An 18462-nucleotide genomic window follows, 5' to 3' on the forward strand; every position below is an offset into this window, starting at 1 on the left:
TGTCGTGTTCCTGGCTTGCCGGCGCTGGTGACGGGCCGATGGCCTGCGTCGATGCGCCCCTTTTTAAAACTCGAAGCCGCAGCTAATGAAAAGCCACGGCTTCTAAAACGGTCGGCGAGCCTATACATCAGCCGGAATTGAATCACAAGGCCGCGGCAGGCGCATATTGAAGCGCATGACGAACACGCGGCCAGAGGAAACGCTCATGGCGGATATTGGTGTCAGTGGTGACGAGCGCAGGCGCTCGGTCCGGCCGCTCAGGGCCCTTTTTCCGTACGTCATGCAGTACCGCAAACTGGCGGTCGGCGCGATCATATCGCTGATCGTTGCGGCAGGGACGACGCTGGCCCTGCCGATGGCCGTGCGGCGCATGATCGATCACGGCTTCCAGGCGGCGGGCACTACCTTCATTGCCGAGTATTTCGCCGCGCTGGTGCTGATGGCGGCCGTGCTGGCGGCGGCGTCCGCCAGCCGCTACTACTTCGTCATCACGCTCGGCGAGCGGGTCGTCGCCGACATCCGCCGCGATGTCTTCTCCCATGTCACGACGCTCTCGCCGGCCTTTTTCGATCGCTCGCAGTCGGGCGAGATCGTGTCGCGGCTTGCCGCGGATACCACGCAGGTGAAGTCGGCGGTCGGCGCCACGGCATCGGTCGCGCTGCGCAATCTCATCCTCGGCGTCGGTGCCGTGGCGATGATGGTCTTCACCAGCCCAAAACTGTCCGGCCTGGTACTGGCCGCCATCCCGCTGATCGTGCTGCCGCTCGTCGCCTTCGGCCGTTCGGTGCGGCGCAAGTCGCGGCTGGCGCAGGATACGCTGGCGGAAGCCACTGCCTATGCCAGCGAGCAGATCGGCGCCGTGCGCACGCTGCAGGCCTTCACCAACGAGAAGCTGGTGACGGGGCGCTTCTCGGCCGCCGTCGAGGCCGCCTTCGAGGCGGCGCGCACGTCGGTCTTCGCCCGCTCCTTTCTCACCTTCTTCGCCATCTTCATGATCTTTTCATCGGTGGTGGCGGTGCTCTGGTTCGGCTCGCGCGACGTGCTTGCCGGCACGATGTCGGCCGGCACGCTCGGCCAGTTCCTGCTCTATTCGGTGTTCGCCGCCGGCGCACTCGGCGCGTTGTCGGAAGTGTGGAGCGAGCTGTCGCAGGCGGCGGGCGCCGCCGAGCGTCTGACCGAGATCCTGGCCGAGAAGCCCGCCATTCAGGCGCCCGCCGATCCGCAGCCGCTGCCGGCCAAGGCCAAGGGCGCGATCAGCTTTGACGATGTCTCCTTCTCCTATCCCGCGCGGCCGGACCGGGCCGCCGTGCATGGGCTGAGCTTCCAGGTGAAGCCCGGCGAGACGGTGGCGATCGTCGGTCCTTCGGGCGCGGGAAAAAGCACCGTCTTCTCGCTTATCCTGCGCTTCTACGATCCGGAGAGCGGCCGTGTCGTCATCGACGGCGTCGATCTGCGCCAGGCCGATCCGGCCGCAATCCGCCAGCGCATCGCCATCGTGGCGCAGGACGTCACCATCTTCGCGGCCAGTGCTGCCGACAATATTGGCTTCGGCCGGCCGGGCGCCAGCGATGCCGAGATCGAGGCGGCGGCAAAGGCGGCGCTTGCCGACGAATTCATCGGCAAGCTTGAAAAGGGCTATGACAGCCAGGTCGGCGAGCGCGGTGTGACGCTTTCGGGCGGCCAGCGCCAGCGCGTGGCGATCGCCCGCGCCATTCTGCGCGACGCACCGATCCTGCTGCTCGACGAGGCGACCTCGGCGCTCGACGCCGAAAGCGAAACGCTGGTGCAGACGGCGCTGGAGCGGCTGATGCGCGGCCGCACCACCATCGTGATCGCCCACCGGCTGGCGACGGCACTCAAGGCCGACCGCATCCTGGTCATGGAAGGCGGGCGCATCGTCGAGGAAGGCACCCACCAAAGCCTTGTCGCCAAGGGCGGCACCTATGCGCGGCTCGCCAAGCTGCAGTTCGAGACCGGAGCGAGCGCCTTCAAGGGCGCGGCGGAGTAGCGCCCGCCGGCAGGCGTTATCAGTCGCCGTACCGCTTGCGCAGGTGCTCGGTGAAGTAAACGGCGTTGAGCTTCTCGCCGGTGGCGCGCTCGAGCAGGTCCGGCGTCGACCAGCGCGAGCCCTGCGACCAAATCTTGTCGCGTCGCCACTCATTGATGGCGCTGAAGTCGCCCTTGGCGAGATCTCCGTCGGCTGACGGATGCTCCTTGGTCAAGGCGGCCCACTGCTGTGCCGCCATCATGGCCCCCAAGGTGTAGGACGGGAAATAGCCGAAGGCGGCGCCCGGCCAGTGCACGTCCTGCATCGGCCCGTCGGCCGGGTTGTCGATGGTCGACAGACCGAGATAGTCGCGCATCTTGGCATCCCAGGCCTCGGGCAGGTCGGCCGCCTCCAGCCGTCCTGAGACGAGCTCTTGCTCGAGCTCGTAACGCAGGATGACATGCAGCGGATAGGTGACCTCGTCGGCGTCGACGCGGATAAAGCCGCGTTCCACATGATGGACATGCGGCAGGATGTCGTCGATCGACCAGGCTTCGCCGAGATGCTTCTCGACAACCGGCAGCGCCCAGCGCCAGAAGGCGGGGTTGCGGCCGATCTGCTTCTCCACGAACAGGCTCTGGCTCTCATGCACGGCCATGCCGCGCGCCTTGCCGAGCGGCCAGTGCGACCAGGCTTTCGGCAGATTCTGTTCGTAAAGCGCGTGGCCGGTCTCGTGCAGCACTCCCATCAGCGCCGACAGGAAATCGGAAGTCTTGTAGCGGGTGGTGATGCGCACATCGGTCGGCACGCCGCCGCAGAAGGGATGGTGCGACACCGCCAGCGAGCCATGGGTGAGGTCGAAGCCGACCGCCGCCATCATGGCAAGACCAAGCTCGCGCTGCTTCTCTACGGCGTAGCTGCCGGAGAGCGGCTTGAGCGCGTGCTTCGCCAGCCGCGCATCCTGCACGGCCAGCGCATGCGGCAGGAAATCCTTGAGGAAAGCCTTCAGCTCGACAAACACCGGCGTGATGTCGGCGGCGCGATTGCCGGGATCGTACTGCTCCATCAGCGCGTCATAGGGAACGAGGCCGAGCGCCTCGGCGCGCAGCGCCGCTTCTTCTCGGACCAGCGCCACGACGCCTTCCAGTGCCGGCAGGAAGCCCGCCCAATCATTCTTGGCGCGCAGGTCGCGCCAGAGCTGCTCGGAGCGCATGCGCGCCGTCGTCTGGCGCTCGACAAATTCGACCGGCAGGCAGGTGAGGTTGGTATATTGCCGGCGCAGTTCCCTCACCGCAGCCTGCTGCTCGTCGTTCAGCGGTTCGGCTTCGGCGGCGGCGATCCAGTCGCCGATCTCCGGCGCGGTAGCCTGGGCGTGCAGCATGCCGGCCAAGGCCGACATCGCCTCGGCGCGCTTCTCGCCGCCGCCAACCGCCATGTGGGTCGCCTCATCGGCGCCGAGGATGGCCAGCGCATGTTCCAGCGCTTCGAGCCTATGGCCGAGTAGATCGAGTTTTTGGAAGGACATGGATGGTTTCCGGCTGCAAAGGGGTTGGCGCGAAAAGATACCAAGGCGCGCAGCTTGGCAACCCTGATCCGCCCGTTCCGGATCAGCCCATCTTGCCTTGCAACAGCGCTGCGTGATCAAAGGTTGGGGCCAACGAGCGGAGGGGACAATGATCGGCAATATCCTGACCGGGCTGGTGGCGCTGATCCACTGCTACATCGTCTATCTGGAGATGGTGCTGTTGGGACACGCCGCGCGGCCACAAGGCGTTCAACCTCAAGCCGGACTTCGCCAGCGCCTCGAAAGTGCTCGCCGCCAACCAGGGGCTCTATAACGGCTTTCTTGCGACAGGCCTGATCTGGGGGCTCTATCTCGGCACCGGCGGCTTCCAAATCAAGATGTTCTTCCTGCTTTGCGTTGCCGTCGCCGGCCTCTATGGCGGGGCGACCGTCGGCCGCAAGATCCTGTTCATCCAGACGCTGCCCGCGGTGCTTGCCATTATCGCGCTTTGGCTCGGCCGGTGACTAAAAAAGGACGCCCTCGGGCCAGGTCCCTCGGGCGCCAGATCGTCCCTTCCTGGTCTCGAAACGGCAGTCGCGGACCGAAACCGCTCAGCCGTTCGGATAGTGACCGCCGTCGGCGCCGTCGCCCATCAGGAAGCCGCTGCCGGTATCGGTTCTCAGCTTCTGGTCGACATTGTCGAGACGGCGAAGCAGGTCGTGATATTGCGCAGCCGGAATCCTGCCGTGATCCGAAGCGGCTACGTGCTCGGCCACCTGGCTGATGTGCGCGGCGCGCATATGCAGTTGCTGCGCTTCCGAGGCCGAGATGTCGTTTGCTTGCCGCGCGTCGGCGATGCCCTGATCCACACCCTGGACCTGCTCGATCAGGCTGGTCACCCGCGGTCCGGTGAAGTCGGTTGGATCGGTTGCGTCGAGAGCGCCCTTGTGATGTCCGGCGGCGTAGGCGCCGGCGAGCGGAGCGGAGATCAGAACCGCGGCGAGAGTTGCAGTCTTGAGAGATGTTAAAGCGCGCATGACGGCGCGTCCTCCTGCTGGGGAAGGAGCGGCCATCCCGCTCTGCTTCCGAGCTAGTGGGCCGTCCGGTTCCGTCGCGTCGCGATGGGAGGCATCGCCGGCGGTTCCCGGCCCTGCGCAGCAAATTAGGGCCGCCAAGTCGCCGAGTGTAATTAAAAAAAGATAATGTTTTCAGGCCTTGCCGGCGAGTTTCTGCGCGCTAGAGTTGAGCCTGCGAACAAATTCGCGTGAGTTCGCGTGATGCCGGATCAACGTTCGGTGAGCTTCAGTTCAATTCGGCGGTTCTTGCTGCGCGCTTCATCCGTGTCGGCCGGATCGAGCGGCTGGAATTCGCCGAAGCCGGCAGCTACCAGCCGGTTCGCCGGCACGCCGTTCTCGATCAGGAACTTCACCACCGAGGTCGCGCGGGCCGTCGACAGTTCCCAGTTGTCGCGATAGCGTCCGGTTCCGGACAAGGGCTTGTTGTCGGTGTGGCCATCGACGCGCAGCACCCAGCTGATCTCAGGCGGGATTTCTCTCTGCAGCTCGATGACGGCATCGGCGAGCTTCTTCATCTCGACCTTGCCGGCGTCGTTGATCTCGTCGGAGCCGGTCGGGAACAGCACTTCCGACTGGAAGACGAAGCGGTCGCCGACGATGCGGATGTTCTCGCGGTCGGCGAGGATCTCGCGGAGTCGGCCGAAGAAATCGGAACGGTAGCGGTTGAGCTCCTGGACGCGCTGCGCCAGCGCCACGTTCAGGCGGCGGCCGAGATCGGCAATCTTGGTGTTGGACTCGCGGTCGCGCTGCTCGGACACGTTGAGCGCGTCCTCGAGCGCCGCGATCTGCTTGCGCAGTGCGGCGATCTGCTGGTTGAGGATCTCGACCTGGCTCAGCGCTTGCTGGCTGATCTGGCGCTGGTTGCTGAGTTCGCCGGACAGCGCGTCTGCCCGCTTGTTGGCCGCGTCGCCGGCGCCGGCACCCTGCTCCAGCAATTGCTGAAGACGGCTCTTTTCCGCCTCCGCCGCCGACAGCGAGGCCTGCAGATTGGCGAGCGTATCTTCCTTGTCCTGGCTGTTCGAGCGCTCCAGCGCCAGCAACTGCGTCAGCTCGTTGATCTGCGAGTTGAGGCGGCTGAGCACCGTGTCCTTGCCGGAGATTTCGCGGCTGAGCAGGAATTGCGCCAACACGAAGACCGTCAGCAGGAACATGATGGCGAGCAGAAGCGTCGACAGCGCGTCGACGAAGCCGGGCCAGTAGTCGATGCGGCGATCGGCGCGCCGCCTTGCCAGCGCCACGTCAGTGCACTCCGGTCTTCTTCAGGGCGTCAGCGATCTTTTCCAGCGTGTTGCGCATCGCCTTCTGTTCGTCCGACTGCGCCTCGACCCAGTCGCGCATGATCTGCTGTTCGGAGCGCATGTTCTTGACCAGTCCGGAAATGCCGTCCGCGAGGTTGGCCATGGCGGTGGCGACGCGCGGGTTGGAGCCGCCGCCGTTTTCCTGCAGGCTGCGCAGCCGTTCCGACAGCAGGCGGATCTCCTCCGACGGCTCGGCGCGCGCCGATTCCGACACGACGATATCGGACGAGAGATCGGTGACCGAGGACAGCCAGTTCTCGAGCTCGGTGTAGAAGCGGGTCTGGGCGCGGCCCGCCTGCAGGTCGAGGAAGCCGAGCACCAGCGAGCCGGAGAGGCCGAACAGCGAGGACGAGAAGGCCGTGCCCATGCCGGCGAGCGGCGCCGACAGGCCCTGCTTGAGCGCGTCGAGCACGGCTGCGGCATCGCCGCTGCCGGGGTCGAGCGCCTCGATTGTCTCGCGGATGGAGGCGATGGTGTTGAGCAGGCCCCAGAAGGTGCCGAGCAGGCCAAGAAACACCAGCAGTCCGACGAGATAGCGCGAGGTGTCGCGGCTTTCATCGAGGCGCGTGGCGATGGAATCGAGCATGGTGCGCATCGAAGAGGTCGAGAAGGCGATCGTCGACGAGCGGCCGATCATCGCCTTCATCGGCGCCAGGAGCACCGGCTCGGTGGTCTCGGAGCCGGCGCGGAAGGAGTTGACCCAGCGCACCTCTCTGAACAGCCGGCCGACCTGGGCGAAGGCGAGCAGGATGCCGACGGCGAGCACGCCGATGATCAACCCGTTGAGGCCGGGATTGCTGGAGAAGGCGGAGGAGATCTGGCGGGTGAGGATGGCGGCGATGAAGGCGACGATGACCAGGAAGATCACCATCGTGAGCAGGAAGACCTGCGGGCTCGACAGCTTGTGCGGATCGTAGACCAGGACATCCGAGCGCCTGCCGAAGGATCTGAGAAAAGCCATCCGTGCCCCGTTTCCGATGCCACCCGCCGCAGAATTGTCGCGACTCTAAACGGAATTGTGACCAAATTGAATGGTGCTTGACAATATCGCCCCGCGCGGGTCGTTTCAAAAACGGCTAATGACCAGACAGTCGACCATGGCGGCCAGGTGCAGCCCCGCGCCGGTGACGACGAAGCCATGCCAGACGGCATTGTGGAAACGCAGGCCTTTCCAGGCAAAGAAGATGACGCCCAACGAATAGACGATGCCGCCCGCGAGCAGCAGCATGACGGAGGCAGGCGGCAGCGTCGCGACCAGCGGTCCGGCGAGCACGACGCCGCTCCAGCCGATGGCGAGGTAAAAGAGGATCGCCAGCCGGTCGTAGCGTCCAGGCAGGAACATTTTGATGGCGATGCCCAGTGCCGCCGCGCTCCACACGATAGCGATCATTGGCACGGCAAGCGCGGACGTTTGGAGCTGGGCCAGGAAAGGCGTGTAGGTGGCGGCGATCAGCAGATAGATCGCGGCATGGTCGAAGCGGCGCAGGATCCACTTCGCCGGCCACGATGTCGGCCACAAATTATAGGCCAGCGATACCGACAGCACGGTGAGCAGCGACACAACGTAGAAGACGGCGGCGACATACTCACCCGGGCCGGAATGGAAGGCGGCTAAAGCCAGGAAGGCCGAGCCGGCGGCGATCGCCAGCACGATGCCTACAGCATGGACGATGCCATCGGCGATCGTCTCGGCGCGCGAATAGTGCCAACGGCCGACAAAGGGGATTTCGATCGATGTATTTGCGCGAGCGTCGTTCATGAATGGTCCTGCAACCATAATCTGGGCAGTCGCGGATCAGTATTTCAAGCTTCGGTTGCGGTTTTGCGACGAGCCCGCCGCACGTCCTTTCGACGCGCAAAGGGGGCTGCAGCCCTTTGATTTGCGCTTATCCGTTCCGAACCGGAGGTCTGCGAAATCGATTCCGATTTCGGGGTGATGCGATAGCGCGCTTCAGCGCGCAGCCAGCGGCTTATTTACCGTCTTCAAGAGGGCGCGTTGGATAAGCTCGTTGCCGGCGACGATGGAGCCGGCCTCCAGCATGTCCTGCCCGCCATCCATATCCGAAACGAAGCCGCCCGCTTCACGGATGAGCAGGGCGCCGGCGGCGATGTCCCAGGCCGAAAGGCCGGCTTCCCAAAACCCGTCCATGCGGCCGGCCGCGACATAGGCGAGATCGAGCGAGGCGGAGCCAAGGCGGCGGACGCCGGAGACCTCGGCCATGACATTGCGCAACTCGATCAGGAAATTGCCGTGCTGGCCGCGCCCAAGATGCGGCACGCCGCAGCCGATCACGGCATCGGTGAGCTTGGCGCGTCCGGCGACGCGCAGCCGGCGGTCGTTCATGAAGGCGCCGCCGCCGCGCTCGGTGGTATAGAGCTCGTCCATGGCCGGATTGTAGACGACACCGGCGACGATCTGGCCCTGGCGCTCGAGCGCGATCGAGACCGCGAAGAGCGGGATGCCGTGGAGAAAGTTGGTGGTGCCGTCGAGCGGGTCGACGATCCAGCGATGCTGGCCGTCCTCGCCGTCGACGACGCCGCGCTCCTCCATCAGGAAGGCGTAGCCCGGCCGCGCCTTCGACAGTTCGGCAAAGACGATCTCTTCGGCCTTGCGGTCAGCCTGGCTGACATAGTCGCCAGGCCCCTTCATCGAGACCTGCAGGTTCTGCACCTCGCCGAAATCGCGCGACAGCGACCGGCCGGCCTTCATCGCGGCCTGGACCATGACATTGAGGAGAGCGGAACGCGCCATTCTTCTTCTTCCTTGTTGGCCGTTTTATTCTGCGCGACGCACGTAAGTGATCTCGTTGGTGTCGACGATGATGCGCTCGCCGGCCGAGATGAAGGGCGGCACCAGGACGCGGACACCGTTTTCCAGCACTGCAGGCTTGTAAGAGGACGCCGCCGTCTGGCCCTTCACCACGGGGTCGGCCTCGGTGATGGTCAGCGTCACCTGGTCGGGCAGCGAGATGCCGATCGGCCGCTCCTCGTAGAGCTGGACCGTGACCATCATGCCGTCCTGCAGGAAGGCGGCGCGCTCGCCGACGAAATCCTTGTTCAGTTCGAGCTGCTCGTAGCTTTTGGTGTCCATGAAAACCAGCGCGTCGCCTTGCTCGTAAAGGAAGGAGAAATCCTTCATCTCCAGCCGGATCTGCTCGACGGTCTCGGCCGAGCGGAAGCGCTCGTTGAGCTTGGTGCCGTTGATCAGGTTCTTCAGCTCGACCTGGTTGTAGGCGCCGCCCTTGCCGGGCTTCACGGTGTTGGTCTTGACCGCGACCCAGAGGCCGCCGTCATGCTCGATGACATAGCCGGGACGGATTTCGCTGCCACTGATCTTGGCCATGTTGAACTGATCCGGAATGAGATTTTTGGCGCGGAGCGCGCTTTGGCGCCTCCAAGACCACAAATCGCATTGAGTGGCAAGGGAGGGCGTCGCGAACGCTCATGGAGATGGCCGCTGCCGTGAGCCGTCTTTTCAGGGCAGCCGGTTCGCCCTCTGCAGCGCCTGCTTGGTCTGACCGTCGTCGAGGCCCTGCAGGAAATCGTCCATCTGCGGGTCGATCAACCCGGCGCGCCGGGCGACGATATACCAGGCTCCGGCCAGGATCAGATCGGGGTCGGTGCCGATGCCGCCCATATAGAGTTTAGCGAGGCGGTTCTGGGCGGCGACATTGCCGCCTTCGGCCGCGCGCCTCATCCAGGCAAAGCCCGATTTCAGGTCGCGATCGCCGCCGCGCCCCTCGATCATCCATGCGGCGAGGTCAAGTTGCGCGGTGTCGTAGTTCTGCCGGGCGGCCTGCGCCAGCAGGGTGCGTGCCTTGGCGTCGTCGCGCGGTTTGCCGCCGGCGCCGTTGGCGTAGATTTGCGCCATCGCATATTCGGCGTCGGCAAGGCCGGTACTGGCGGCGCGCTCATAATACACAGCCGCCTTGGCGATGCCGGCATCGCCCGGATCCTGCTGGACGAGCAATTGGGCGAAGTTGAACTGGGCCAGGCGGTTGCCCGCCTCGGCGGCGGCCTGCATCAGCGCATAGGCTTCCTTGGCGTCCTTCTTCACATAGCGTCCGTCGAGCAGCATCAGCGCATATTGGAACTGCGCCTCCGGCACGCCCTGCTCGGCAGCGAGCCCATACCATTTCGCGGCCTCTGCCGCGTTGAGTGGCACGCCCAGCCCACGCGACAGGATCTCGGCGACCAGTGTCTGCGCCGCGGGGTCGCCGTTCTTGGCCCGCACCAAGGCAAGGTTGTAGGCGGTCTTATAGAGGCCGCGCTGGAAGGCGCCGTAGGCGGCGTCCGGGAGCTTGGCGCCGAAGCGATCGGGATTGATGGTATCGGCCGATGGCGGTTGAAGCGTTGCCGGCTGTGGCAGCGGTGTTTCGATCGGCTTATCGGCATGGGCCGCGCCAGTATTCGGGGCGGCAGCCTTCGGGGCGCCGGTATTTGGGGCGCTTATATTCGGAATGCTTGTATTCGGGGCGCCGCTAGCAGGGGCGCTTGTATCCGGCGCGCTCGTGTCCGGTGTGGTCGTGTCCGGTCTGGGCTGCGGCACCGGCGGGGTCTCGGCGGCCACCGCGGCGGCCGCCTGGATCGTCAAGGCAGCGGCCAACGCCGCGAAGGAAAGCCTGGGCCAGCGCACGTCAGTCCTCGAAGCGCGGCGCGGTTTGGTCGAGCAGCGCGTTGGCCGCGGCGACCGCCGCGCGCGGATCGAGTCCGTCGGCGAAGACGGCGCTGGAGAGCGCCACGAACTCGGCGCCGGTGGCCGCTACCGTTTCCACCGACGCAAGCTCGGAGCCGGCCATGACGATGCAAGGAATCTGGATCATCTGCGCCCACCATTCACCGAGAGCGAGATTGCGGTGGTGCGGCTCGGGCTTGTTGTCATAGCCGAAGCGGCCGAAGAACATGTAGTCGGGCCGCTCCTCGCCGAGCTCCAGCGCCTCGTCGCGGGTCTTGGCGCCGCCCGCCCCGACCATCATCCTGTCGGCCAAGCGCTCGATCGTCTCGGCCAGTTCCTGGCGGTTTGCCTCGACATGGATGCCGTCGGCATGGACGCGGCCGGCGATGCGGCTGTCGCCGGCGATGATGACGGCGGCGCCGGCGGCCTGCGCGATCGGCACGATCTTCTCGGCGAAGGCCTGGAAGGCGGCGTCATCCATGCCGTTTTCGGGCAGGATCAGCGAGGCGACGTCGCCGCCGTCGAAGGCGGTGCAGATGTGCTCGGGAGTCACAAGCGGCGGCGCGATCAGCACGATTCGGCAGCGATTGGGCGGGGTTGCTTCATTCATCGGTCTTCGATCCCGGTTTTCGCCTATGCCGGGCGAACATGGTGGCATTGCGGCATAGAGCAAAGCGTCCGGCTTGAACAGGAGGCGGGCGCAGATCGCTGCTGAAAAGCGTCGCGGCAGCAGCGGCTTGCGCCAATCTTCAAGGACTGACAGACGGCCTGTTGAAGCTCCTGATGGACGCTAACGAAACGACCGCTAGGTTAGCAAGCGAAAGCACGGGAAGAGCATGGCGCAAAATATCTACGACAAGGCCGATTTCTTCGAAGGCTACAGCCGTCTGCATCGTTCGGTGGAAGGTTGGATGGCGCGCCCGAGTGGCCGGTTCTGCGTGCGATGCTGCCGAAGGTGGATGATCTAAGCATCGTCGATCTCGGTTGCGGCTTCGGCTGGTTCTGCCGCTGGGCGCGGGCGCAGGGAGCCAAGCAGGTTCTGGGCCTCGACCTGTCGGAAAGGATGCTCGCCCGAGCACGCGCCGCCGGCTCCGACGAAGCCATAGCCTATGAGCGCGTCGACCTCGACGAGCTCAGTTTGCCGAAGGCGCGCTTCGACCTCGCCTATAGCTCGCTTGCCCTGCATTATGTCAGCGATGCCGCGCGGCTGTTCGCGACGGTTTACCAGGCCCTGGTCCCTGGCGGGTTCTTCGTCTTCTCGACGGAGCATCCGATCTTCATGGCTCCAAGCAATCCGGGCTGGTCCGTGGACGCCGCAGGAAGGAACGTCTGGCCCGTCGATCAGTATCTGGTGGAAGGGCCGCGCACGACCGACTGGTTCTCCGAGGGCGTGGTGAAGCACCACCGCACACTCGGCACCACGCTCAACAACCTGATCCAGGCCGGTTCACCATCGGCCGCGTGGAGGAATTCTGTCCAACTGAAGGGCAGATCGCCGCCAGGCCTGAACTGGCCAAAGAGGTCGAGCGGCCGATGTTTCTTCTGGTTCAGGCGCGGCGATGAGAGGTCGGCGGCATCGCCGGCGCGGGTGCGTCAAAGATCCAGCTTGTAGCCGATGTGGCTCGCCTTGAAGCCGACCCGTTCGTAGAAGCGGTGCGCGTCGAGCCGGCTCTTGTTGGTCGTCAGTTGCACCACCCTGCAGCCGCGCTCGCGGCATCTTTCGATCGCCCATTCCAGCAGGCTATGCCCGAGCCCCTCTCCGCGCCGGCTCGCCGCGACGCGCACCGCCTCGATCTGGCCGCGCCAAGCGCCCTGCAACGACAGGCCTGGGATAAAACTGATCTGCAAGGTGCCGATGACTTCGGCGCCGTCCGTCATCACCGCCAGGAAATGGTTCGGGTTGCCGTCTATGGCCGCGAAGGCGTCCTGATAGGCTTGCGCCAAAGGCACGCTTGCATTCTCGCGGGCGCGGCCAAGCGCGTCATCGGCAAGCATCGCGACGATCGCCGCAAGATCGGCTTTTTCCGCGCGGCGGATCAGGACTTGGCTCATCGTCAAACCTCATGCTGGGCGGGTGACCTTTTGCATGGCCCGCCGCCAGCCGCAAACTCGGCAGGCCGGATTACGGACAGTTGATCGCGCGCCGACCGGCTGACGGGCGCGCTTCGGCTATCGCGGTCTTTCGCTTTGTGGTCTATTGCAAGTCTCCCGCCATCCTCCAGCCGTTTCTTGTCCCCGTATTTCCCATGTCAGGCCTGCTCAGCGATCCCTGGTTCTATGCCGCCGCCATTCCGGCGGTCATCCTCGTCGGCCTGTCGAAGGGGGGCTTCGGCGGCGCCGTGGGCTTCGTCGGCGTGCCGCTGATGGCGCTGGCCATCCCGCCGGTGCAGGCGGCGGCCATCCTGCTGCCGATCCTTTGCCTGATGGACATCGTTTCGGTGTGGACATGGTGGGGCGTCTATGATCGCAAGATGCTGGTCGACATGATGCCCGGCGCCGTCATCGGCATCGGCCTCGGCTGGCTGACGGCGGCCCTGGTGACGGAGGAAATGGTGCGGCTGATCGTCGGCGCGGTCGCGCTGGTCTTCGTCCTGCGCTGGATCTATCTGCAGTTTCGCCACGGCGCCGACCACGAGGTGGAGCCGAACCGCATCGCGGCGGCGTTCTGGGGCATCGTTGCGGGCTTCACCAGCTTCGTCGCCCATGTCGGCGGCCCGCCCTTCCAGGTCTACGCGCTGCCGATCCGGCTCGACCCGAAGGTGCTGTCAGGGACGGCGGCGATCTTCTTCGCCGCTACCAACGCGCTGAAGCTCATTCCCTATTTCGCGCTTGGCCAGTTCGACAGCGCCAATCTCACCGCATCGTTTGCGCTGATGCCGCTGGCGCCGCTTTCCACCATCGCCGGCGCCTGGCTGGTGCGCCGCATGCGGCCGGAGGTGTTTTATCCGTTCACATACGCGACGGTGGCGGTGGTGGCGCTCAAGCTGCTCTGGGACGGTATTGCGGGCCTGATGTGATGGGCAGGGCGGCGCACCGGCGCCGCCCGCTACAGAAGGATCAAGCGGCGCTCGGCACCAGCTGGCGGCCGCCGCCAAGCGCAAGCGCTGCGCCGGATGCGATCACCAGCACCATGCCGGCGAGGATGCCGATGTCGTGAAGCGTAGGCTTCAGCACCATGTCGGAGATGATCACCAGCATCACCGCGTAGTCGAAACGCGCCCAGCGCATCATGCGCTGGCCGATGGCGAGAACCGCCGGCGTCACGCCTTCCTTGGCGACCATGGCCCCCATCCGCTCGCCGGTCGGCTTGAAAACGAGCATGCCGATCGAGAAGGTCGTGGCGTAGCCGACAAGGCCGATGATGATCCACAGGTCGGAAAAGCCGACCCAGAAGCCGCACATGATCAGGCCGAAAATCAGGGTGAGCATCGACATCGGCGCGAAGAAGCGGCCGCCGAGCTCGCCGCTCGCCCGCATCGCTTGCAGCTTGTCCTGGATGTTGCCGGCGCGCTCGGCAAGCACGCCGAGCAGGAACAGGACGAAGCCGCCGCCGACCCACAGGATGGCCGAGACGACGTGAAGGAATTTGACGATCGAATACCAGTCCATGGTGTGCTCCTGCATTTCTTGATCGGTGGCGGCGTCGACTGCGCCCGCATTTGAGAGGAGCGGGCGTTTAGCGCGGAGCGTGTTTCGAAACGATGTCGCGGCGGCGGGACCGATGTTTCGGTGCCGCCATATGCATCCAGGGCTGGATGGCGCGGGAGGGAGCCGGGCCGTCCCGTTCCGGCACAGGAAAAGTCCGTTCGCTTGAAAATTCCGCGCGGCGTTAAGCCTTCATTAAGCTTTACAGGCGTTTACTAGGACCCATCCAGTTTGTCTGGATTCTTACCGAGTGGTTGGAGCCACTTTGTTTGACGCCTCCCTGTTAAACTCCTGAGAGCCGCCTTATCCGCGGCTCTTTTTTTGCCCGTTGGCCGCCGGCGGACAACGCGCCTCGGCGTTAACCGTTTGTTAAACATGCGCTTGCCTTCATGGGCATCGAAGCGCATTTTCAAGCCTCAGTCGTTTAAGGGTGCAGGCCGTATCGGCAAGGATGCCGAATCGGCTTGCGGCAGTGCAGGGGCGTATCGATGAACGAGCCTTCGAAGGGCAGCGCGAAAACCATAAAGCTCGCGGAACGCCGGGTTTTCTCCCAGTCCTTCAAGCCGCTTTACCAGGAGGGCATGGGCCTGGTCGAACAGGCGGCCGAATATCTTGACGGCAAGGGCAGGCTCGAAGCCAAGAAGCTGTCGCGCACGGCGGCGACGCTCTATGCGGCCGAATCGATGCGTCTTACCACGAGGCTGATGCAGGTCGCCTCCTGGCTGCTTTTGCAGCGGGCGGCCAATTCCGGCGAGATGACCCGCGACCAGGTCGCCTCGGAAAAATCCAAGGTGCGGCTCGATACCGCCTCCGCGCATGATGAGGCGCTGGGCTGGAGCGAATTGCCAAAGGACTTCTTGGATCTGGTGAGCCGGTCGCTGCGCCTGCAGGCGCTGGTGAAGCGCATGGACGAGGAGATCTACGGCGGCGCCATGCACGACACGCCGGCCGCCGGCCGCCGCGCCAACCCGGTCTCCGATCAGATCAGCCTGCTGAACACGGCTTTCGCCCGCGGCTAACAGGCTGCTCCACAATTCGCTCTGATGGCCATCTGGCGCCGTTTCTTGCGCGTCCGGTGCTCGCATACCAAAGCACGCTCCGCACCGGTTCTCGAGAACGCCGCCTTACGACTCATCGGATCGAATTCTGAAGCAGCCCATCCCGGCACAGGCTGTTTCTGGTTTGTTCACAATTCACTGGCATCGCCATGCGCCGAGGTTAGACTTGGCGCATGGGGGAAGCGATTCGCATCATCGGCATCGATCCGGGCCTGAGGCGCACCGGCTGGGGCATCGTCGAGAGCCTCGGCAATTCGCTACGCTTCGTCGCCTCCGGCACCGTGCGTTCCGACGACAAGGCGCCGCTCGCAACGAGGCTCTGCCAATTGCATGATGGGCTCGCCGAAGTGCTGCACCAGGCCATGCCGCATGAGGCGGCGATCGAGCAGACCTTCGTCAACAAGGATGCCACAGCGACGCTGAAGCTCGGCCAAGCGCGCGGCATCGCCATGCTGGTGCCGGCGCGCGCCGGGCTGGCGGTCGCGGAATACGCGCCCAACGCGGTCAAGAAGGCGGTGATCGGCGTCGGCCACGGCGAGAAGAAGCAGATCCATATGATGGTGAAAGTGCTGATGCCGAAAGCGGTGTTCGAGACCGACGATGCCGCCGATGCCCTGGCCATCGCCGTATGTCATGCGCATCACCGTCAAAGCGTCGCCTACCGAATGGCGGCGCTGGCCGGGTAGTGTTCTTGACTTGTTCTCATTTGCGCAGTAAGTAATACCTTCGGAGTATTACCATGCGTGTGACCGCCAAAGGGCAAGTCACGATCCCCAAACAAATAAGGGACCACTTGGGCATAGGCCCGGGTTCGGAGGTCCAGTTCGTGGCTACTGACGAGGGCGCCCGGCTTGTCGCCGTCAACGAAAACATTTCGGAGGAGGAAGCTGCCCGCAAATTCAAAGAGGTCCTCGGCAAAATGGAGGGGACGCTGGATTTGGGCGGCATGACGACGGACGAGTACATGGAGTGGTTGAGGGGACCACGTGAAAATCTCGACGTTGATTGACACAAACGTGCTCATTGACGTCTGGGGTCCGGCTGGGCCGCTGACGGAATGGTCTTCGTCCGCGATTATCTCCTGCCGACGCCATGGCGCGTTGGTCATCAACAGCATCGTCTGGTCCGAGCTTGCTCCCCTGGTTGCTTCCGAAGCAATGCTGAGGAAAGCAGCCGAGAGGCTTGAAATGGATCGCGAGTTTTTGCCCTTGGAAGCCGCATTCTTGGCTGGGGTGGCACATTCCCGTTATCGGCGGGCCGGCGGTGTTCGAGAGCGGACCTTGCCGGATTTTTTCATTGGTGCTCATGCTGCCGTAGCTGGTCACCGCCTATTGACGCGCGACGCTCCTCGCTATCGCAGCTATTTTCCCGACCTCGAAATCGTCTCTCCGGAAACGCATCCATGAAGGCCAGGACATGATCGGCAAGCTGAAGGGCACGCTGGATGAGATCGACGAGGATTCCTGCGTCGTGGACGTGCACGGCGTCGGCTATGTCGCCCATTGCTCGGCGCGCACGCTTGCCGCGCTGCCGTCCCCCGGCGAGGCGGTGGTGCTGTTCATCGAGACCTATGTGCGCGAGGACATGATCCGGCTATACGGCTTTCAGACCCCGCTCGAGCGCGAGTGGTTCCGCCTTTTGATGAACAATGTGCAGGGCGTCGGCGCCAAGGTGGCGCTAGCCGTGCTGTCGACGCTGGCGCCGCCCGACCTCGCCAATGCGATCGCGTTGCGCGACATCGCCATGGTGTCGCGCGCACCGGGCGTCGGCAAGAAGGTGGCCGAGCGCATCGTCACCGAATTGCGCACCAAGGCGCCGGCCTATGCGGGTGCCGCCACCGGCACGATCAGCCTCAAGCAGGAGCTTGGCGAAGGCGTGGCGGCAGCACCCATCACCGACGCAGTCTCGGCGCTGGTCAATCTCGGCTATTCGCGCGACATCGCCGCCAATGCGGTGGCCGCCGCCCTAAAGTCGGCCGGCGAAGGGGCGGATGCCTCGAAGCTGATCCGCTTCGGCCTGAAGGAGCTGGCGCGGTGAGGTGGCGCTTGTCCCGGTCCTTGCCGTATGCAAGGAAGACCGCATGAGCCTTTCGCCCCGTCTCATTGCCCCCGACAAGCGCGGCGAGGATGCCGACCAGAGCTTGCGGCCGCAGTCGCTTGACGAGTTCGTCGGCCAGGCTGCGGCGCGTGCCAATCTCAAGGTCTTCGTCGATGCCGCCAAGAGCCGCGGCGAGGCGCTCGACCATGTGCTGTTCGTCGGCCCGCCGGGGCTCGGCAAGACGACGCTGGCGCAGATCATGGCGCGTGAGCTCGGCGTTAATTTCCGCTCTACGTCGGGGCCGGTTATCGCCAAGGCCGGCGACCTTGCGGCGCTGCTCACCAATCTCGAGGAGCGCGACGTGCTCTTCATCGACGAAATCCACCGGCTCAATCCGGCGGTGGAAGAAATCCTCTACCCGGCGATGGAGGATTTCCAGCTTGATCTCATCATCGGCGAGGGGCCGGCGGCGCGTTCGGTCAAAATCGATCTCGCCCGCTTCACGCTGGTTGCGGCGACAACCCGGCTCGGACTTTTGACGAATCCTCTGCGCGACCGTTTCGGCATCCCGGTCAGGCTCAATTTCTACACGGTCGAGGAGCTGGAGCAGATCGTGCGCCGCGGCGCCCGCATCCTCTCGATGCCGCTCGGTGACGACGGCGCGCTGGAGATCGCGCGCCGCGCTCGCGGCACGCCGCGCATTGCCGGACGTCTGTTGCGCCGGGTGCGAGACTTCGCCTCCGTCGCCGGAAACGGCCATGTCGATAAGCGCATTGCCGACGAGGCGCTGACCAGGCTGGAAGTCGACGGGCTCGGCCTCGACGCGCTCGACCGCCGGTATCTCTCGATGATCGCCCGCAACTTCGGCGGCGGACCGGTCGGCATCGAGACGATCGCGGCTGGGCTGTCGGAACCGCGCGACGCCATCGAGGACATCATCGAGCCCTATCTGATTCAGCAGGGGTTCATCCAGCGCACGCCGCGCGGCCGCGTGCTGACCGCCAATGCCTGGCGGCATCTCGGCCTTGAAGCACCGAAAGACCTCGCGCAGCAGCAGATCAGCCTGTTCCAGGAAGAGTAACGGACATTTGTTCGTCGGACGCGCCTTGAAGGGCTTCCTGCGCGAAATCTCCCCAGCTCCGCCAAGCTGAAGGCACAATTGCAGCCTCTAAGGCAGCTTGA

At 64.7% G+C, this 18462-nt stretch carries 19 protein-coding genes and 2 pseudogenes; 10 read left to right on the forward strand and 11 right to left on the reverse strand.

Translation table 11 applies throughout. From position 1 onward, the window contains the following. The first annotated feature begins 205 nt into the window (after positions 1-205). Positions 206-2008 carry an ABC transporter transmembrane domain-containing protein gene (locus P9230_RS13940; RefSeq protein ID WP_278119527.1) on the forward strand — a complete coding sequence of 601 codons (1803 nt, stop codon included), beginning with the start codon at positions 206-208 and terminating at the stop codon, positions 2006-2008. A 19-nt stretch (positions 2009-2027) separates the two neighbouring features. Here P9230_RS13940 and P9230_RS13945 read toward each other — a convergent pair whose 3' ends face one another. Continuing rightward, positions 2028-3512 (reverse strand): carboxypeptidase M32, encoded by a 1485-nt coding sequence (locus tag P9230_RS13945; RefSeq protein WP_278119529.1) that lies wholly within the window; start codon positions 3510-3512, stop codon positions 2028-2030. A 148-nt stretch (positions 3513-3660) separates the two neighbouring features. Here P9230_RS13945 and P9230_RS13950 point away from each other — a divergent pair. Beyond that, positions 3661-4015, forward strand: a pseudogene (locus P9230_RS13950) (DUF1304 domain-containing protein). An 87-nt stretch (positions 4016-4102) separates the two neighbouring features. Here the strand turns inward: P9230_RS13950 and P9230_RS13955 are convergent. The 8 genes from P9230_RS13955 to P9230_RS13990 form a co-directional block, all read right to left on the reverse strand. Beyond that, entirely contained in the window at positions 4103-4528 is a 426-nt protein-coding gene (locus P9230_RS13955) for a hypothetical protein (RefSeq protein WP_278119531.1), read from the reverse strand. 248 nt (positions 4529-4776) lie between these two features. Next, the gene (locus tag P9230_RS13960; protein ID WP_067319478.1) at positions 4777-5805 is read right to left on the reverse strand and encodes a peptidoglycan -binding protein; all 1029 of its coding nucleotides are present in this window, start codon (positions 5803-5805) and stop codon (positions 4777-4779) included. Position 5806: 1 nt separating this feature from the next. After that, on the reverse strand, positions 5807-6826 hold the full coding sequence (locus P9230_RS13965) for a MotA/TolQ/ExbB proton channel family protein (protein WP_067319476.1): 1020 nt from the start codon (positions 6824-6826) through the stop codon (positions 5807-5809). Between the two features lie 105 nt (positions 6827-6931). Beyond that, positions 6932-7624 carry a hemolysin III family protein gene (locus tag P9230_RS13970; RefSeq protein ID WP_278119534.1) on the reverse strand — a complete coding sequence of 231 codons (693 nt, stop codon included), beginning with the start codon at positions 7622-7624 and terminating at the stop codon, positions 6932-6934. A 192-nt stretch (positions 7625-7816) separates the two neighbouring features. Continuing rightward, entirely contained in the window at positions 7817-8617 is an 801-nt protein-coding gene (locus tag P9230_RS13975) for an inositol monophosphatase family protein (RefSeq protein WP_278119536.1), read from the reverse strand. A 24-nt stretch (positions 8618-8641) separates the two neighbouring features. Next, the gene (efp, locus tag P9230_RS13980; protein ID WP_278119538.1) at positions 8642-9208 is read right to left on the reverse strand and encodes an elongation factor P; all 567 of its coding nucleotides are present in this window, start codon (positions 9206-9208) and stop codon (positions 8642-8644) included. A 132-nt stretch (positions 9209-9340) separates the two neighbouring features. Beyond that, positions 9341-10318: a tetratricopeptide repeat protein gene (locus P9230_RS13985; protein ID WP_278120019.1), complete on the reverse strand. Its 978-nt coding sequence runs from the start codon at positions 10316-10318 to the stop codon at positions 9341-9343. 184 nt (positions 10319-10502) lie between these two features. Then, positions 10503-11150 (reverse strand): thiamine phosphate synthase, encoded by a 648-nt coding sequence (locus P9230_RS13990; RefSeq protein ID WP_278119540.1) that lies wholly within the window; start codon positions 11148-11150, stop codon positions 10503-10505. Positions 11151-11376: 226 nt separating this feature from the next. Here P9230_RS13990 and P9230_RS13995 point away from each other — a divergent pair. Continuing rightward, positions 11377-12103, forward strand: a pseudogene (locus tag P9230_RS13995) (class I SAM-dependent methyltransferase). A 30-nt stretch (positions 12104-12133) separates the two neighbouring features. Here the strand turns inward: P9230_RS13995 and P9230_RS14000 are convergent. Beyond that, positions 12134-12592 carry a GNAT family N-acetyltransferase gene (locus tag P9230_RS14000; protein WP_127247220.1) on the reverse strand — a complete coding sequence of 153 codons (459 nt, stop codon included), beginning with the start codon at positions 12590-12592 and terminating at the stop codon, positions 12134-12136. A 194-nt stretch (positions 12593-12786) separates the two neighbouring features. On the opposite strand from P9230_RS14000, the gene P9230_RS14005 reads away from it, so the two are divergent. Beyond that, a complete protein-coding gene (locus P9230_RS14005) occupies positions 12787-13557 on the forward strand; it encodes a sulfite exporter TauE/SafE family protein (protein WP_095799968.1) in 771 nt (256 codons plus the stop codon). A gap of 40 nt (positions 13558-13597) precedes the next feature. Here the strand turns inward: P9230_RS14005 and P9230_RS14010 are convergent, their stop codons facing one another. Beyond that, positions 13598-14149 (reverse strand): DUF2269 family protein, encoded by a 552-nt coding sequence (locus tag P9230_RS14010; RefSeq protein ID WP_278119543.1) that lies wholly within the window; start codon positions 14147-14149, stop codon positions 13598-13600. 524 nt (positions 14150-14673) lie between these two features. On the opposite strand from P9230_RS14010, the gene P9230_RS14015 reads away from it, so the two are divergent. The 6 genes from P9230_RS14015 to ruvB all read left to right on the forward strand — a co-directional run bounded on the left by P9230_RS14015 (position 14674) and on the right by ruvB (position 18361). Continuing rightward, on the forward strand, positions 14674-15204 hold the full coding sequence (locus tag P9230_RS14015; RefSeq protein WP_067001767.1) for a DUF1465 family protein: 531 nt from the start codon (positions 14674-14676) through the stop codon (positions 15202-15204). Positions 15205-15416: 212 nt separating this feature from the next. Next, on the forward strand, positions 15417-15929 hold the full coding sequence (gene ruvC / locus P9230_RS14020) for a crossover junction endodeoxyribonuclease RuvC (RefSeq protein WP_095778093.1): 513 nt from the start codon (positions 15417-15419) through the stop codon (positions 15927-15929). Between the two features lie 53 nt (positions 15930-15982). Then, on the forward strand, positions 15983-16252 hold the full coding sequence (locus tag P9230_RS14025; RefSeq protein WP_278119546.1) for an AbrB/MazE/SpoVT family DNA-binding domain-containing protein: 270 nt from the start codon (positions 15983-15985) through the stop codon (positions 16250-16252). Then, positions 16230-16649 (forward strand): type II toxin-antitoxin system VapC family toxin, encoded by a 420-nt coding sequence (locus tag P9230_RS14030; RefSeq protein WP_278119548.1) that lies wholly within the window; start codon positions 16230-16232, stop codon positions 16647-16649. The genes P9230_RS14025 and P9230_RS14030 overlap by 23 nt, the downstream gene beginning before the upstream one ends. A 10-nt stretch (positions 16650-16659) precedes the next feature. Next, positions 16660-17280 carry a Holliday junction branch migration protein RuvA gene (gene ruvA / locus P9230_RS14035; RefSeq protein WP_095778095.1) on the forward strand — a complete coding sequence of 207 codons (621 nt, stop codon included), beginning with the start codon at positions 16660-16662 and terminating at the stop codon, positions 17278-17280. Between the two features lie 43 nt (positions 17281-17323). Continuing rightward, positions 17324-18361: a Holliday junction branch migration DNA helicase RuvB gene (gene ruvB / locus P9230_RS14040; RefSeq protein ID WP_067002199.1), complete on the forward strand. Its 1038-nt coding sequence runs from the start codon at positions 17324-17326 to the stop codon at positions 18359-18361. The last annotated feature ends 101 nt before the right edge of the window (positions 18362-18462 follow it).

The sequence above is a fragment of the Mesorhizobium sp. WSM4887 genome (assembly GCF_029625865.1).
Lineage (GTDB): Bacteria > Pseudomonadota > Alphaproteobacteria > Rhizobiales > Rhizobiaceae > Mesorhizobium.